The organism is Massilia sp. Root335 (assembly GCF_001425685.1).
Lineage (GTDB): Bacteria > Pseudomonadota > Gammaproteobacteria > Burkholderiales > Burkholderiaceae_D > Telluria > Telluria luteola.
Genome location: NZ_LMCY01000011.1, coordinates 193,629 through 211,973, shown reverse-complemented (window position 1 = coordinate 211,973; position 18,345 = coordinate 193,629). Strand labels below are relative to the sequence as shown.

Annotated in this window: 4 protein-coding genes; all 4 read left to right on the top strand. The window is 69.2% G+C overall.

Features of this window, described 5'->3' with window-relative positions; genetic code table 11:
- The first annotated feature begins 33 nt into the window (after window positions 1-33).
- From ASC93_RS08855 to ASC93_RS08840, 4 genes are read left to right on the top strand one after another with little or no spacing between them, the layout of a single operon-like run.
- Window positions 34-13,479, top strand: coding sequence for an SDR family NAD(P)-dependent oxidoreductase (locus ASC93_RS08855; protein WP_056440187.1), 13,446 nt, complete (start codon window positions 34-36; stop codon window positions 13,477-13,479).
- Between the two features lie 8 nt (window positions 13,480-13,487).
- Window positions 13,488-16,058: an RND family transporter gene (locus ASC93_RS08850; protein WP_082547877.1), complete on the top strand. Its 2,571-nt coding sequence runs from the start codon at window positions 13,488-13,490 to the stop codon at window positions 16,056-16,058.
- A 17-nt stretch (window positions 16,059-16,075) separates the two neighbouring features.
- Entirely contained in the window at window positions 16,076-16,966 is an 891-nt protein-coding gene (locus tag ASC93_RS08845; protein ID WP_056440183.1) for an outer membrane lipoprotein-sorting protein, read from the top strand.
- Between the two features lie 16 nt (window positions 16,967-16,982).
- Window positions 16,983-18,329: a type I polyketide synthase gene (locus ASC93_RS08840; protein ID WP_082547875.1), complete on the top strand. Its 1,347-nt coding sequence runs from the start codon at window positions 16,983-16,985 to the stop codon at window positions 18,327-18,329.
- Window positions 18,330-18,345: the final 16 nt, after the last annotated feature.

Here is an 18,345-nt window from a genome sequence, read left to right as displayed (position 1 = left end):
GCCATCCCGGAACAACGATATAGCGAGAGTGTGATGATCGATTTTGTGGACTATGTGGTCGGGGAGTTGTCGGGCAAGCGGCTGTCGAAAGCGGACGCCCTGGCGCTGATTGCCCAGTTTCGCGGGCAGGCGCAGGGCGCGGCGCGCGCCGACGTGCTGCATCCGCTGCTGCACCGGAATACGGCCGACCTGAACCAGCACAGCTACGGCACCACGCTCGACGCGGGCGCGTTCTATCTGCGCGACCACGTGGTCGGCGGACGCAAGGTCCTGCCTGGCGTGGCCTACCTCGAAATGGTCCGCGCCGCGCTCGCAGCGGCGCTACCCGGCGAGGACGGCGATATCTGCCTTTCCGACGTGGTGTGGGCCCAGCCGATCGTCGTCGACGACAGCGCGCAGGTCACGCTGGCGCTGTATCCGGGCGACGGACAGGTCGACTATGAAGTCTGCAGCCACGCGGCCGCGGCCGAGGGCGGCGCGCAGGCGCTGGTCCATTCGCAGGGCCGGGCCGCCGTCCTGGCGCCGGCGGCGCAGCCCCGGCTCGACGTCGCGCAACTGCAGGAGGAGATGACACGCGGGCAGCTGGATGCGGCGCAGGTGTATGCGGCCTACGGCAGGATGGGGATCGTCTACGGCCCGTCGCACCGGGCCGTGACGGCGCTGCACCAGGGCGCGGGGCAGGTGCTGGCGCGCCTGGAACTGCCGGCCGTGGTGGCGGACACCCTCGGCGACTACGTGCTGCATCCGAGCCTGCTGGACGGCGCGGTGCAGTCGGCCATCGGCTTCATCGACGACATCGACCACGTGCCGGCGCGGCCGAGCCTTCCGTTTGCGCTGGAATCGCTGCGGGTCTTCGCGCCGTGCACGCCCAGCATGTTCGCGTGGCTCCGGTTCGCGCCGGGCAGCGCGCCCGCGGACAAGGTGACGAAGCTCGATATCGACCTGTGCGACGGGGACGGCAAGGTCTGCGCGCAGCTGCGCGGCTTCACGTCCCGCGTCTTGCAGGAGGACGCCGATGCCGGCGTGTTGTACGCGGCCCCGCAATGGGAGGCCGCCGCGCTCGCGCAGGGCGGGCCGCAGGCATGGGCGCAGCGCCACGTCCTCGTCAGCGCGGCGGTGGGCGCCGACGTGGCGGCGCTGCAGGCCGCCAGCGCGGGCGCGCGCTGCGTGCGCCTGCCCGGCGCCGCGGGCGGCGACCTGGCGGACTACTACCGCGACGCCGCATCCGCCTGCTTCCTGCACGTCCAGGCGCTGCTCGCCGCCAGGCCGCAGGGGCGCACGCTCGTGCAGCTCGTGCTCGCGCACACGCCGGCCGACGAGCTGCTCCTCGGCCTCGTGGGCCTGCTCAAGACCGCCGCGCTGGAAAATCCGCTGCTGGCCGCCCAGGTCATCGTGCTTGACGCCGCGGCCGATGCGCGGCAAGCGGCGCGCCAGCTGGAGACGGAGGCCGCCGGCGCGCAGGCAGGGGTCGTGCGCCACGTGCAGGGCGAGCGGCAGGTGCTCGCATGGCGCGAGCTGGACATGCCCGCCGAAGAACCCGCGCCCGCGTTCAAGGACGGTGGCGTGTATCTCATCACCGGCGGCACGGGCGCGCTGGGCGGGCTGTTTGCGCGCGCGATCCTCGACCGGGCGCGCGGCGCCACCGTCGTCCTGACCGGCCGCGCCGCGGCGTATGCGCCGGCAGACCTGCCCGCGCACACGGGCCAGGTGCACTACCGCCAGCTCGACCTGTGCGACGCGGACCAGGTGCGCGCGCTCGTCGCGGGCGTCGTCGCGCAGCATGGACGCCTCGACGGCATCCTCCATGCCGCGGGCATGACCGGCGACGGCTTCATCCTCAAGAAGACGGCGGCGGAATTCGAACAGGTGCTCGCGCCCAAGGTCGCCGGCACCGTCAACCTGGACGCGGCGACGCAGGACGTCGCGCTCGACTTCCTCATGCTGTTCTCCGGCGGCGCGGCCGTGACGGGCAATGCCGGGCAGGCCGACTACGCCGCCGCCAACGGTTTCATGGACCGCTTTGCCGCATACCGCAACGCGCTGGTGCGGCAGGGACGGCGCCAGGGCCGCACGCGCGCCGTCAACTGGCCGCTGTGGGAAGACGGCGGCATGGGCGCCGACGCGGCGACGCAGGCGCAACTGAAGCGCGCCGCCGGCCTGGTGCCGATGCGCAGCCGTACCGGCCTGCGCGCATTCGACCACAGTCTGGCGCTGGCGCACGACCAGGTGCAGGTCGTGGAGGGCGACCTGCGCCTCGTGCGCGCGGCGCTGTTCGCCCCGGAGCCGGCGGCCGAGGCCTCCGCGCCGCAGCCCGCGACGGTCAATGGCGGCCAGGCGGGCGGCGCCGACCTGCGGGCGCGTACCGAAAGCTTCCTGAAGAAGCGGCTCTCGTCCCTGCTCAAACTGCCCGCCAACCGGATCGACGCCGCCGCGCCGTTCGAGAAGTACGGCATCAATTCGATCATGACGATGGACCTGACGGGCGAGCTGGAGACCATCTTCGGTGCGCTGCCCAAGACCCTGTTCTTCGAATACCAGACGCTGTCCGAACTGGCCGGCTACTTCGTCGCGCAGCATCGCGGCCGGCTGGAAGCGCTGTTCGACGCTGCGGCGATGCCGGCCGCGCCGGCGCCCGCGCTCGCGCCGTCGCAGCCGGTGGTCGCAGGTCCGGCCCGCGCCCGCGCCGCCGCCCGCCGTCCCGTCGCGCGCGGCGCGGCCGCGGACCTCGACGCGATCGCCATCGTCGGCCTGAGCGGACGCTATCCGGGCGCGGCGGACGTCGATCAGTTCTGGCGCAACCTGCGCGACGGGAAGGACAGCATCGTCGAGGTTCCGCCGGAGCGCTGGAACTGGCGCGACCACTTCAGCGAGGACCGGTCCGCCGGCGGCCGCCATTACAGCAAGTGGGGCGGCTTCATCGACGGCGTCGACGAGTTCGACGCGCTGTTCTTCAATATTCCACCGGTCGACGCCGAGCGCATCGACCCGCAGGAGCGCCTGTTCCTGCAGCACGCGTGGATGGCGCTCGAGGATGCGGGCTGCACGCGCGCCAGCCTGCAGATGCCGCACGGGGACGACCAGGCCGGCCAGGTCGGCGTGTACGTCGGCGTGATGTACGGCGAGTACCAGATGTTCGGCGCCGAGAGCAGCCTGCTCGGCGAGCGCATGGTGACGCCGTCCAGCTATGCGAGCATCGCCAACCGCGTGTCGTACTTCCTGAACCTGCATGGGCCGAGCATGGCCGTGGACACCATGTGCTCGTCCTCGCTGACGGCCATCCACCTGGCCTGCCAGGACTTGCGCCAGGGCCGCACCGACGCGGCGGTCGCCGGCGGCGTCAACGTGACCATCCATCCGAACAAATACCTGTTGCTGAGTTCCGGCCAGTTCATCGCGAGCGATGGCCGCTGCCAGAGTTTCGGCGTGGGCGGCGACGGCTATATTCCGGCGGAAGGGGTGGGCGCGGTCATCCTGAAAAGGCTGTCCGACGCGGAGCGCGACGGCAACCACATCTACGGCGTGATCAAGGGCAGCGCCCTGAACCACGGCGGCAAGACCAATGGCTATTCGGTGCCCAATCCCCAGGCCCAGGCCAGCGTCGTCGCCCGCGCGTTCAAGGAATGCGGCGTCGATCCGCGCCACATCAGCTATATCGAAGCGCACGGCACCGGCACGAAGCTGGGCGACCCGATCGAGATCGCGGCGCTCGCGCAGGTCTTCCGGCGCAGCGCCGCGGAGAACGGATGCTGCCTGATCGGCTCCGCCAAATCGAATATCGGCCACGCCGAATCGGCGGCGGGCATCGCCGGCCTGACCAAGGTGCTGCTGCAGATGCGGCACCGCCAGATCGTGCCGTCGCTGCATTCGTCCGCGCTCAACCCCAATATCGACTTCGACGACTCGCCGTTCGTCGTCAACCAGGAATTGCGCGAGTGGGAGCAGCCCCAGGTCGACGGCAAGCGGCTGCCGCGCATCGCCGGCATCTCGTCGTTCGGCGCCGGCGGCTCGAATGCCCACCTCGTGGTGCAGGAATACGTCGCGGCCGACCCCGCGCCGCACGCGGACGGTGAACCGGCGGCCGTACTGCTGTCCGCGCGCACCCCGGAGCAGCTGACGCAAAAAATGCAGGACCTGCTTGCGTTCGTGCGGCGCGGCGAGCCGAAGGTGGACCTGCATGCGGTGGCCTGCACGTTGCAGACCGGACGCGAAGCGATGGAAGAACGCCTGGCCCTGATCGTGGGCTCGGTCGGCCAGCTGGAGCGCGACCTGCAGGCCTGCCTGGACGGCGACGAGACGCTCGACAACTGCTATCGCGGACAGGCCGCGGCAGGCTTCGATGCGGTGGCGCTGTTCAAGGCCGACGCCGACCTGCGGGACACGATAGGAAAATGGATCGCGGCGCGCAAGCTTGCGCCGCTGGCCGAGTTGTGGACCCGCGGCCTGGAGCTCGACTGGAACCGGCTGTACGGCGCGCGCCGGCCGGGTTTCGTGAGCCTGCCGGCGTATCCGTTCGCGCGCGAGCGCTGCTGGATCGAGCGGGCGGCGGAAACGCATGCGGGACGGGGCGCCGTGCTGCATCCGCTCCTGCACCGGAACACGTCCGATTTCGCGCAGCAGTGCTATCGGACGACGCTCACCGGTTTCGAGTTCTTCCTGGCCGACCATCGCGTGACCATCGGCGCCGCCGCGGGGCAAAAGGTGCTGCCCGGCGTCGCCTTCCTCGAGATGGCGCGCGCCGCGGTCGCACAGGCGCTGCACGCCGGGGACCCGGCGCCGGCGCTGGAGATCCGCAACGTCGCCTGGGCGCGGCCGCTCGTGGTGGACGGCCACACGCAGGCGGAGATCGCGCTGTCGCCCGATGATGACGGCCAGGTCGATTTCGAGATCTGCGGCGAGTCCGGGGGCGAGCGTATCGCGTACTGCCAGGGCCGGGTGGCCATCGCCGCGCCGGCGGGCGCGCAGCAGATCGACGTCGCGCAGGTCCGGCAGCCGCTGCGGCGCGGCCGGCTCGACGCCGCGCAGGTCTATGCGGCGTATGCGCGCATGGGCCTCGATTACGGCCCGGCGCACCGCCCGATCGAGTCGATCCTGCTGGGCGATGGCCAGGCGCTGGCCGAGCTGCGCCTGCCGGCGGCGCTGCAGGCCGGCGCATCGGACTACCTGCTCCATCCGAGCCTGATGGACGGCGCGCTGCAGGCAGCGATCGGCCTGCTGGACTGGCAGGACGAGCCGGCCGGGCAGGCGCGCGTGCCGTTCGCGCTCGGCGCGCTGCACGTGCTGGCCTCCTGCACGAGCGAGATGCTGGCGTGGGTCCGGTATGCCGAGGGCAGCGGGCCGGGCGACGCCGTGGTCAAGCTCGACATCGACCTGTGCGACGGCGCGGGCCGCGTCTGCGTGCGGATGCGCGACCTGTGCTCGCGCGTCCTGGGCGGCCAGCCGGGCGCCGTGGACGACGGCGTCGGCCGCCTGTTCGCCGTCCCGGCATGGGAGCCCGCCGCGCCGGTTGCCGCGGCCGATGCGCCGGCGGAGCATCACGTCCTCCTGTGCGACCTGCAGGGCGTCGACGTCGCTGCGCTCGAAAGCCTGTTGCCGGGGGCCCGCTGCGTGGCGTCGAACGCGCCGGACGACGACTCGCTGGCCGCGCGTTACCTGCACCATGCGTCGGCGCTCCTCGGCCAACTGCGCACGCATCTGCAACGCGTGGCGCAGGGCACGGTCCTGCTGCAGGTCGTCGTGCCGGGCCGCGACGGCGGCGAGATCCTGGCCGGCCTGTCCGGCATGCTCAGGACGGCGAGCCTCGAAAATCCGGGCTTCATCGGGCAACTGATCATGGCGGCGCCGGATACGCCGGTTGCCGGGCTGGCGGCGCAACTGCGGCAGGACGGGCGGTCGGACGGCGTGCTCGTGAGGTATGAACAGGGCGCGCGCCAGGTCTTGCGCTGGCGCGAAGTGCCGTCCGAGGGGGGCGCCGCCGACGTGGCGTTCAAGGACCAGGGCGTGTACCTGATCACGGGAGGGCTGGGTGGCCTGGGCCTGTTGTTCGCGGGCGAGATCGCGAAGCAGGCGTCGCGGGCCAAGGTCATCCTGACCGGCCGTGGCCCGCTGGACGCGCACAAGCAGGCGCAGCTCGATACGCTCGCGGCACGCGCGGGCCGGGTCACGTACCGGCAGCTCGACCTGGAGGACCCCGCGCAGGTTGCGCAACTGGTCGGCGCCATCGTCGCGGCGCACGGTCGGCTGGATGGCATCGTGCACAGCGCCGGCATGACCGCGGACAGCTTCATCCTGCAGAAGTCCGACGCGCAGCTCGGCGCCGTGCTGGCGCCCAAGGTGGCCGGCACCGTCCACCTGGACCGGGCGGCCGCCGAGGTCGATCTCGACTTCTTCGTGCTGTTCTCGTCGGTCAGCAGCGCCCTGGGCAACGTGGGACAGGCCGATTACGCCGCGGCCAACGGCTTCATGGACCACTTCGCGGCCTATCGCAACCGCCTGGCCGACAGCGGGCAAAGGCGCGGCCGGACCGTGGCGATCAACTGGCCGCTGTGGCAGGAAGGCGGCATGCAGATCGATGCGGCGAGCCGCGAGCTGCTGTTCCAGGCCAGCGGTGCGCGGCCGCTGCGCACCGGCACCGGCATCGCCGCGTTTTATCGCAGCCTCGCCTCAAGCCACGGCCAGGCGCTGGTGCTGGAAGGCGACCTGCCGCGGTTGCGGCGCGTGCTCGCCGGCCCGGTGCGGCGCACGCCCGCCGCGGCCGTGCCGGCGCCCGTCGCCGCGGTGCCGGCTGCGGCCGGCGGCGACGCGCGTCTGCCGGAACGGACCGCGGACTACCTGCGCAGGCAGTTCGCGGACGTGCTGAAGGTTCCCGCACAAAAGATCAACCCGCGCGCACCGCTGGAAAACTACGGCATCGATTCGGTCGTGGCGATGAAGCTGACCAATGTGCTGGAGCAGACCTTCGGTTCCCTGCCCAAGACGTTGTTCTTCGAATACCAGACGATCGCCGCTCTCGCCGGCTATCTGCTCAATTCGTTCCCGGAGACCGTGCGCCAGGTGCTCGATCCCGCCGGCGCGGCCGCGGCCCAACCCGCTGCCGCGGTCGCGGCCCCGCCGGCGCTGGCCGTCCCGCGCCGCGCCAGGCGGTTCCCCGCGCCGGACGCACGGCGCGAACGCGACGTGGCGATCGTCGGCGTGAGCGGCCGCTATCCGATGGCCGGGGACCTGGCCGAGTTCTGGGACAACCTGAAGGCCGGCCGCGACTGCATCACGGAGGTGCCGCCCGAGCGCTGGGACCATGCGCGGTATTTCGATCCCGACCGCAGCAAGGCCGGCAAGAGCTATGCCAAATGGGGCGGCTTCCTGGCCGACGTCGACAAGTTCGACCCGCTGTTCTTCAACATCTCGCCGCGCGAAGCGGAGATCATCGACCCGCAGGAGCGCCTGTTCCTGCAGACCGCCTGGCAGACCATCGAGGACGCGGGCTACAGCCGCGAGAGCCTGGCGGGCCGGCGCGTCGGCGTGTACGTCGGCGCCATGTGGGGACACTATGAGCTGTACGGCGCGGATGCCGCGTCGGGCGCGATCCCGACGTCGTCCCACGCCTCGATCGCCAACCGGGTGTCGTACTTCTTCGACCTGCGCGGCCCGAGCATCGCACTCGACACCATGTGCTCGTCCTCGCTGACGGCGATCCACCTGGCCTGCGAAGAGATCCGGCGCGGGAACATCGATGCGGCGCTGGCCGGCGGCGTGAACCTGTCGATCCACCCGCAGAAGTATCTCAACCTGAGCCAGGGAAAATTCGCCGCGAGCGATGGCCGCTGCCGCAGCTTCGGCGCGGGCGGCGACGGCTACGTGCCGGGAGAGGGTGTGGGCGCGGTCCTGCTCAAGCCCCTCGACGATGCGCTGCGCGACGGCGACCAGGTCTACGCCGTCGTCCGCGCGAGCGCCTTGAACCACGGCGGCAAGACGAATGGCTACACCGTGCCCAATCCGAACGCCCAGGGCGACCTGATACTGGACGCCATGAAGAAGGCGGGCGTCGAGCCGGACAGCCTCGGTTACGTGGAGACGCACGGCACCGGCACGTCGCTGGGCGATCCGATCGAGATCGCCGGCCTGCAACAGGCGTTCGCCGCCCACGCGGGCCGCAACGGCCGCCTGCCGATCGGTTCCGTCAAGTCGAACATCGGCCACCTCGAAGCGGCGGCCGGCATCGCCGCGGTGACCAAGGCGCTGCTGCAGTTCAAGCATGGCCAGCTCGTGCCGTCGCTGCATGCCGAGCCGCTCAATCCCAACATCGATTTCGCGAACTCGCCGTTCCACGTCCAGACCACGCTCGCCGACTGGCGGCGCAGCGGGACGCAGCCGCGGCGCGCGGCGGTGAGCTCCTTCGGTGCGGGCGGCGCCAATGCGCATCTGATCCTGGAAGAACATGTCGATACCCGGCCCGCGCGCCGGGTCGCCGATGCCGGCACGCCCCACGTGTTCCTGCTGTCCGCGCGCGATCCGGCCGGGCTGGCGCGCCATGCCGCCGGCGTCGCCGCCTTCCTTGCGGAGCGCCCGGAGCTGCCGCTGGGCGACATCGCCTACACGTCGCAGGTGGGCCGCACCCACATGCCGGCGCGCCTGGCGCTGATCGCGTCCAGCGTCGCGCAGCTGCACGACAAGCTGGTGGGCTGGAGCGCGTCGCGCGAGCCGGACGACGTGTTCCATGCGAATGCGAACGACCGGGCCTACGACGCCGGCCAACTGATCCAGGGCGAAGCCGGCCAGGCGTTCCTGCGCGGCCTGCTGGCCAACGGGGACCTGGCGAAGGCCGCGACGCTGTGGACCATGGGCGCCGCCATCGACTGGGCGCCGCTGCACGCCGGCGCCGCGCCGCGCAGGGTGAGCCTGCCCGCCTACCCGTTCGCGAAGGAGCGCTACTGGGTCCAGGCCGCGGCCGCGCACCCGGTGGCGCCCGCCGTCGCGGAGGCGCCGCGCCGGCTGTACTACCGCCCGCAGTGGACGGCGCGGCCGCTTGCCGGCGCGACGCCGCCGGCCGGGCCGCTGCTGGTCCTCGACGGCTCGGACGCGTTCTTCGCCGCGCTGAAAGGGCAGGTCGAGGGCAGCGGCATCACCCTGGCGCTCCCCGGCAACGCGTTCGCCGAAATCGCGCCGGGCGTGTTCACGCTCGATCCGGGCAGCGAAGCGCAGTTCGGCCAGCTGCTGGCCGCGCTCCAGGACCGGGACCAGCTCCCGCGCGCCGTCCTGCATCGTCATGCATCGCCCGATGCCGGCGAGGCGCTGCGGCTCGGGGTCGGCGCCTTGCAGAACCTGTGCAAGGCGCTGATCGGCCGGAAGGCCGGCGGCAAGGTGCGGTTCCTGTCGTTCTTCGACGGCGGCGACGATGCCGGCATGCCGTTCGGCGCCGCGCTCGCCGGTTTCTACAAGAGCCTGAGCCTCGAACATCCCGGCTACGACGCGAAGGTGGTGGACATGCGCTCCGACGCGGCCGGGCCGGCGGAGCAGGTCCGCATCGCGATGGCGGAGCTGGGCGGAGACGATTGGGCCGCCGGAGAAATCGGTTACCTCGGTGCCGGTGTCCGTCACGTGCGGGAATACGTTGCGTACGAAGCCAACCGGGCGACGGACATGCCGCTCCGGCAGGGCGGCGTGTACCTGGTCACGGGCGGCCTGGGAGGACTGGGCTGGATCGTCGCCGGCTACCTTGCGCGCCATGTCGGCGCCCGGCTGGTGCTGGTCGGCCGTTCGGCGCTGTCGGCCGCGAACGCGGCGCGTGTCGCGACCCTCGCGGCGACGGGCGGCGAAGCCGTCTACCTGCAGGCGGACGTGGCGCGCCAGGACGATGTCGAGTCGGTCGTACGCCAGGCGAAGGCGCGGTTCGGGCGCATCGATGGCGTGTTCCATGGCGCTGGGACCACGCGCGACGCCTTCCTGCTCAAGAAGACCCCGGACGACCTGGCCGCGGTGCTGGCGCCGAAGGTCCACGGCACGCTCAACCTCGAGCGCGCGACCCGCGCCGAGGCGCTCGACCTGTTCGTGCTGTTCTCGTCGGTCGCCGGCGCGTTCGGGAACCTGGGCCAATGCGACTACGCCTATGCCAATCGCTTCCTCGATGCGTTCGCCGAGCAGCGGGAAGCCCTGAGGCTGGCGGGCCGGCGCAGCGGCAGGACGCTCGCCATCGACTGGCCGTACTGGGCAGACGGCGGCATGACCGTCCCGGCCGAGGCGCTCGCATTCTCCGCCAGCCGGATGGGCATGCATCCGCTGCCGACGGGCGAGGGCATCCGCTGCCTCGAGGACCTGCTGGGTTCCGGACTGGCACAGGCGATCGCGCTGTATGGCGTCCCGTCCAAGGTCGGCGCCTACATGGCGCGACGCGCGGCACCCGTCGCCGTCGCGGCAGCAGCGGTCCGCGTCGGTGGGGCGCCGGCCGATCCGGTGCCGCGCCTGGCGCAGATGCAGGACTACCTCAAGGGCCTGCTCGGCGCCGAGATCAAGCTGGCTCCGGACCGGATCGATGCACGCGAGCGCTTCGAGGCGTTCGGGATCGACTCGATTGCGGTGGGCCGCCTGAACGAGGCGCTGGCGCGCGCGTTCGGCGCGCTGCCGCAGACGCTGTTCTACGAATACGAGAGCATCGACGACCTGGCGCGGTATTTCGTGCGCGAGCACGCGGACGCGCTGGCGAACCTGTTCGGCGACGCCGCGTCCGTGCCCGCGGCCGTCGCCGAGGACGCGCCGGCCGTACCTGGTGCGGCGCAGCCGATCCGCCCGGCGGACGGCGCGGAACCGGTCGCGATCATCGGCGTGCACGGCTACTATCCGCAATCGCGCGACCTGGACGATTACTGGGACCACCTGCGCGCGGGGCGCGACCTGGTCGGCCCCGTGCCGGCCGAACGCTGGGATGCGCAGCGGTTCTACGACGCCGACCCCGCCCGGGCCGCGGACGGCAAGATCTATTGCAAGTGGGGCGCCTTCCTCGATGACGTCGACAAGTTCGACGCGCCGTTCTTCAACGTCGAACGCGCGGAAGCGGCCGCGATGGACCCGCAGGAACGGCTGTTCCTGCAGTCGGTCTGGTCCGCCTTCGAAGACGCCGGCTACACCCGCGAGAGCCTCAAGCGGCGGTTCCCGAAAGCGCGCAGCGCCGGCGTGGGCGTGTTCGTCGGCGTGACGACCAATTCGTACCAGTTGCTGGCGAGCGAAGGGACGGCGGCGAGCGCGCTGCCGTGGTCGATCGCGAACCGCGTGTCGTACTTCTTCGACTTCCAGGGACCGAGCATGCCGGTGGACACCGCCTGTTCGTCGTCGTCGGTGGCGATCCACCTGGCGTGCGAAAGCCTGCGGCGCAACGAGTGCCAGGTCGCGGTGGCCGGCGGCGTGAACCTGTATCTGCATCCGTCCAAATACCAGGGCCTGTGCCGCAAACGCATGCTGGCGCGCGAAGGCAAGTGCCGCAGCTATGGCGCCGGCGACGACGGATTCGTGCCGGGCGAGGGCGTCGGTACGCTGATCCTCAAGCCGCTCGCCCGCGCGATCGAGGATGGCGACACGATCCACGCGGTGATCCGCGCCAGCGCGTTCGAGCACAGCGGCCGCTCGAACGGGTATTCGGCGCCCAATCCGAACGCGCAAGCGGGCCTCATCGGCCGCACGCTGGCCGCGGCCGGCGTCGCGGCGGAGTCGATCGGCTATGTCGAAGGACACGGCACCGGCACGCAGCTGGGCGACAGCCTCGAAGTCGCCGCGCTCGCGCAGGCATTCGGCCGCGAGACCGACCGGCGCCAGTTCTGCGCGCTCGGCTCGGTCAAGGCCAACGTGGGGCATGCCGAATCCGCGGCGGGGGTCGCCGCGGTCACCAAGGTCCTGCTGCAGATGAAGCACCGGCAGCTGGCGCCGACCATTCACGCCGATGTCGCGAACCCGGACATCGAGTTCGAGCGCTCGCCGTTCTACCTGCAGCGGCGGCTGGCCGACTGGACGCCCGCGGCCGCGCATCCGCGCCGCGCCCTCGTCAATTCGTTCGGGGCCGGCGGCGTGAACGCGTGCGTGCTGCTCGAAGAATACGTGCAGGCGCCGGCGACGCGGCCGCTTGCCGCCGGTCCGCAGCTCATCGTGTTGTCCGCGCGGACCGGCGCAAGCCTGCGCGAACTGGCGGTGCGCCTGCTGGCCCACCTGCGCAAGAACCACGCGACCGGATTGGCGGACGTGGCGTACACCCTGCAGACGGCGCGCGAACCCATGTCCGAGCGCCTCGCCTTCGTGGCGCAGGACCTGGCCGGCCTGGCCGCCACGCTGGAACGCTGGACGGCCGGCGAGGCGTGTGCCGGCATCCATCGCGGCAGCGTCGATCCGCGCAGCGCCGCAAAGCGCCCCGACAACGCGGCCGAGGCGCGCGACCTGGAAGCGCTCGCGCAGGCCTGGGTGAAGGGCCGCACGATCGCCTGGGACGAGCTCGACCCGCACCGCGCGGCGCGGCGCATTCCGCTGCCTGCCTATCCGTTTGCGCAAGAACGGCATTGGGTGAACGAGGCCCCGCGGCCCGGCGCGCAACAACCTGCCGCATTGCATCCGCTGGTCTCGCACAATTCGTCGACCCTGCGGGAAGTGAGCTTCACGTCGATGCTGTCGGGCGACGCGTTCTATGCGCGCGACCACCAGGTGAACGGGCGGCGCGTCTTCCCTGGCGCCGGACTGCTCGAGATGGCCTGCGCGTCCGGCGCGCTGGCGGCAGGCAGGAACGTGCGCCGCATCCAGAGCGTCGTCTTCGTGCAGCCGCTCGTGTTCACCCACGCGCAGCAGCCGGTCCAGGTGTCGCTGCAGCCCGCGGACGACGATGCCGGGTACATCATCACCTCGTACGATGCGGACCGCGAGAAGGTCGTCCATTGCGAAGGCGTGCTCCGGTTCGACGACGGCGCCGGCGAATCCGGCCGCGACGACCATCTGCCGGTCGCGGAACTGATCCGCGCGTCGTCGCGCACGGTGGACGGCAGCGAGTATTACCGGCGGTTCGCGCAAGCGGGCATCGGCTACGGACCCGCCTTCCGCACGATGCAGACGCTGCATGCCGGTGCGTCGTTCGCGCTGTCGATCCTGTCGGTCGCGGACGACTTGAGCGAGGGCTTCGACGATTACACCCTCCATCCGGCGATCATCGACGGCGCCCTGCAGACCGTGGCCGGCCTGGCGGGCGGCGGCGAAGCGTCGGTGCCGTACCTGCCCTTTGCGATCGACGACGTCGAGATCCTGCACCCCCTGGCGCGCACCTGTTACGTGCACGTGGAAGAGGCAGGGCCGCAGTCGGCGGGCAGCACGGACATCAGGAAATTCAACATCAGGATCGCGAACGAAAGAGGCCTGGTCCTGGTGGCGCTGAAACAGTTCTGCGTACGGGCCTTCAGGTCGCAGCCTGCCAACCATCGTTCACCGCACCGCCCGGAACGTATCACGGGTGCCAACTTAGCCTAGAGAATGCCATGAAAAGAGTACTGAGCTGGACGTCGCACTACCTTACCGGTGTCCCCGATTGGGTCCGGAAACGCAAGGCGCTCGTGTTGTTGATGCTTGCCGCCGCAACCGCCTTTTTCATCGTCGGGATGTCGAAGCTGCAGTTCGACTTCACGATCGAACGATGGCTCAAGCAGGATGACGCCGCGTTCGTGGCGTACAACCAGTTCCACGACCAGTTCGGCAGCGACGACGGCGTGGTGATCGTGTATCGCCCGAAGGACGGCAATGTCTTTTCCGCCGCGTCCCTGAAAGCGGTGAAGGGCATCCGCGACGAGCTGCTCAATTATCACGCGAAGGTCAAGGCCGGGGAGAGCTCGGCCCTCGACCATGTCCTCAAGGTCGATACGCTCGTCAACGCCCCGGTCCTCACGGTCAAGCAGGACGCGATGGTGTCGCACTGGCTGGTCGGCGACACGGTTCCGACAGCCGAACCGGCACTGGCCGCGATCCGCAGGACCGCCTGGTCGGAACGGGATTTCGTCCTGAAGTATTTCTCGAAGGACGAGAAGTACGGCGCCATCTACATCAAGACCGATTTCGGCGCCATCCCGATCAATGCCGGGGAGGCCAGCGCGGCCGGCCAGACCGTCAACATGACGGTGGGCGATCCGCAGGCGAAGGCGGGCGGGGCGGAAGAACCGCTGCGCTTCAAGCCGACCGACATGGCCGATTACGTGGCCCTGAACGCCGCGCTGAACGAGATCCTGGCCCGGCCGGAATATGCGGCGCACCTCGAGTACTACAAGGTCGGCAATACCATCGACTCCGACAACCAGGTCAAGATGGGCAAGGAAATGGGCCTGCTCTACATGGTCGGCCTGCTCATCATGCTGACCACCCTGTTCATGATTTTCCGCTCGTTCGCGGGCGCCCTGTGGCCGGCGGTGATCATCGTCCTGTCCACCATCTGGACGTTCGGCATCGCCGGCTGGACCGGCATGTCGATTTCGCCGTTCGTGATCCTGACCATCCTGCTGATCCTGACGATCGGCATGGCCGACGTCACCCACATGACGTCGAGCTACCTGTACTTCCGCGCCGAGGGCCATGACACGGCGGCCGCGATCCGCGAGGCCTATGAAAAAGCGGGCCTGGCGTGCTTCCTGACGACGATCACGACGATCGCCGGCATGCTGTCCCTGTTGTCGGGCAGCCTGGTCCCGGTGATTAATTTTTCGCTGATGTCGGCGATCGGCGTGGGCGTCGTGTTCTTCCTCACGATGCATCTGCTGCCGGTGCTGCTGGATATCTGGTCGCCGGCGCCCGATCCGGCCAGGCGCAACACCGGCCTGGCGGCGCTGATCGCAAGGCTCACGCCGAATTTCGTGCCTGCGCTGCAGCGCGCGCTGGACAAGATCGTGCCGATGGTGGAACAGAAGCCGTGGGCCTTCATTACGCCGTTCCTGCTGCTGTTCGTCGCCTCCGTCTGGGGAGCGCTGCACGTCAAGGTCGACTACAGCGTGTACGACCAGTATTCGAAGCAGTCGAACTTCTACCAGGCCATCAAGCTGCTGGACCAGAAGATGGCCGGTTCGTCGCAGATGTCGCTGTACGTCGACCTCGGCGAGGACAACGGCTTCCAGGACCCGGCGGTATTGCGCGTGATCGACGACCTGCAGCACAAGTTCGAAAAGGACTACGGCAAGTACGTCGTCAGCACGGGTTCGATCGTCAACGTGGTCAAGGACGCCTACCAGAAGCAGAACGACGGGCGTCCGGACATGTATGCCATCCCGTCGAAACGCGAGGTCCTGTCGCAGACGCTGTTCACGTTCAACGTGGCCAATCCGGAGGAACGCGAAAAGCTGGTCAGCGAGAGCTACCGCAAGGCCAACATCACCGTGACGCTGCGCGGCTACGGATCGTCCGAGTACACGAAGGTGTTCGAACGCATGAAGCAGGATATCCATGCCTCGCTCGACCTGATCAGGAAAGACTACCCGAACGCCAGGGTGTCGATCACCGGCCTGTTCGCGATGGGCATGAAGGCCGCCGATTATCTCGTCACGAACGAGCTGCAGAGCTTCGGCCTCAGTCTCCTGGTCATCTCCGGCATGCTGCTGGTGATCTTCAATTCGTTCAAGGCCGGCGCGGTCTCGCTGATTCCCAACGTGGTGCCGTCGTTCCTCGTGCTGGGCGTGCTGGGCTGGCTGAACATCCCGCTCGATTTCTACACGATGATGCTGGCGCCGATCGCGGTCGGCATCGCGGTCGACGACACCATCCATTTCGTCTCCGTGTACCGCACCGAAGTCCTGCACGACGGCGATATCCGGCGCGCGCTGGTCGACACGGTGAAGGAGTGCGGACAGTCGACGGTGTTCGCGTCGATGATCCTCGGCTTCGGTTTCGGCATCATGTCCGTCGCCACCACGCCGGGCCTGGCCAGCCTCGGCAAGCTCGGTTTCCTCGCCATTTTCTCCGGCCTCGTATGCGAATTGTTCCTGACCCCGGCCTTGATCCTCGTGTTCAAGCTGCGGTTCCAGGCGAAACAGGACGAGGTGGCCGCACCGCTGGCCGCCGCACCTCAACCGTGACATCGAAAGGATCAGCCATGAAGTCTGCTTTTGGCGCGCGTGCGCGCACCGCCGCGATGGGGGCCCTGCTGGCCATGCCGGGCATGCTGTATGCGATGACGGCCACCGACATCATGAAATCGTCGGACGACGTGTACCGCAAGGCCTTCACCACCGCGGTCATCAAGGTGAAGCTGTCGACCTGCCGCTACGTGATCGGCAACGGCGGCACGAACTGCAAGGAACAGCCGCGCGTGACCGTGCTGGAAGTCGGCGAGAAAAAATGGGGGAGCGACAAAAAGGATTCGCGCGCGATTTCCCTGGTGCTCCAGCCGGTCACCGACAAGGGCATCGGCATGCTCACCTACGAATACGCCGATTCGGACCGCGAGAACGACGTGCTGCTCTACCTGCCGGCGCTGGAAAAGGTGCGGCGCGTGGTGTCGGGCGGCGACGGCAACGAAGACGGCGGCAGCTTCTTCGGGACCGAGTTCTTCGTCGACGACACCCAGTTGAAGAAGGTCGACGACTACACCTACACGATGGTCGGCGAAGACGTGCAGGACGGGCGGCCGGTGTGGATCGTCGAATCGACGCCGACCGAAAAGCGGGCGCACAAGACCCAGTACGGCAAATCGCGGCTGTGGGTCGACAAGGAACGCAAGCTGATCCTGCGCGAAGACATCTACAACCGTGCCGGTAAGCTGTATCGCCAGCGCCTGAACAAGGCGTTCGCCCTGATCGACAACGTCTGGATCGCGCGCGAGCAGACGATGAACAATCTGTCCACGAACCGGATCACGGTGATCCAGAACCTGTCCGCGGCGTACAACAAGGAGGTGCCGGACGAGCTGATGACGGAACGCAGCCTGACCGATTTCACCTTCAAGGAAAAAATCCTGGCGACCCTGCGCAGCCATTACAAGTAAGCCGCAAAGGACGATCATGACGACTACCAGGAACATGGATGACGACATCGCGGTGATCGGGATCGATTGCCGCTTTCCCGGCGCCGCCGACGCGGCGCAGTTCTGGGACAACCTCGCGGGCGGCGTGAACAGCATCCGCGAAGTCCCGCCCGGGCGGTTCGACTGGCGCCGCTATTTCGGCGACCCGCGCGAACCGAACAAGACCAACAGCAAATGGGGCGGCTTCATCGAGGACGTGGACAAATTCGACAATGATTTCTTCCACGTCTCGCCCACCGAAGCGCAGCTCATGGACCCGCAGCAGCGGCTGATGCTGGAACTGTGCTGGGGGTGCCTGGAGGATGCCGGCTACCTGCCGGGCAGCCTGGCCGGCAGCGATACCGGCGTCTTCGTGGGCGTGGCGGGACTGGATTACCGCGAGCTGCTGGAGGCCAGGGTGCCGTCGGTGGAAGCGCACCGGTCGACCGGCAACTACCTGTCGCTCGTCGCCAACCGCGTCTCGTATTTCCTCGACCTGCGCGGACCCAGCATCCCGTACGACACCGCCTGTTCGAGCGCGCTGTACGCCCTGCATTACGCGGCGCAGTCGATCAGCAGCGGCGAAACGGGCATGGCGCTGGTGGCCGGCATCAACATCATCCTCACGCCGTCGACCTTCATTTCGTTTTCCAAGACCGGAATGCTGTCGCCGACCGGGCAATGCCGCACGTTCGATGCGGGCGCCGACGGCTACGTGCGCGGCGAGGGCGGCGGTGTCATCCTGATCAAGCCGCTGAAGAAGGCGGTCGAGGACGGCGACCATATCTACGGCGTGATCAAGGGTTCGGCCATCAACCACGGCGGCCGCGCGCAGACGCTGACGTCGCCGAACGCGTTCGCGCAGTCGCAGGTCATCCAGGAGGCGTACAAGCGGGCCGGCATTTCGCCCGACCGCGTCAGCTATATCGAGGCGCACGGCACCGCCACGCCGAAGGGCGACCCGCTCGAGATCACCGGCCTGAAACGCGCGTGGCGGTATCTCGAACGGCACTTCAACGTCAAGGCCAGCGAGGGGACGTGCGCGATCGGCGCGCTCAAGACCAATATCGGCCACCTGGAGACGGCGTCCGGCATCGCGGGAATCATCAAGGTCCTGCTGGCGTTCCAGCACCGCCAGTTGCCGCCGCTGGTCAATTTCAGCCAGCTCAATCCGAACATCGAGCTGGGCGGCTCGCCGTTCTACCTGGTGAAGGCACTGCAGGACTGGCAGGCGTCCGGGCCCGCGGGCGGCGCGGCGCGGGCGCTGGTCGCCGGCGTCAGCTCGTTCGGTTTCGGCGGCACCAACGCGCACGTCGTGCTGCAGTCGTACGAGGCGGTTCAATAAACCCGGCATGACCGGA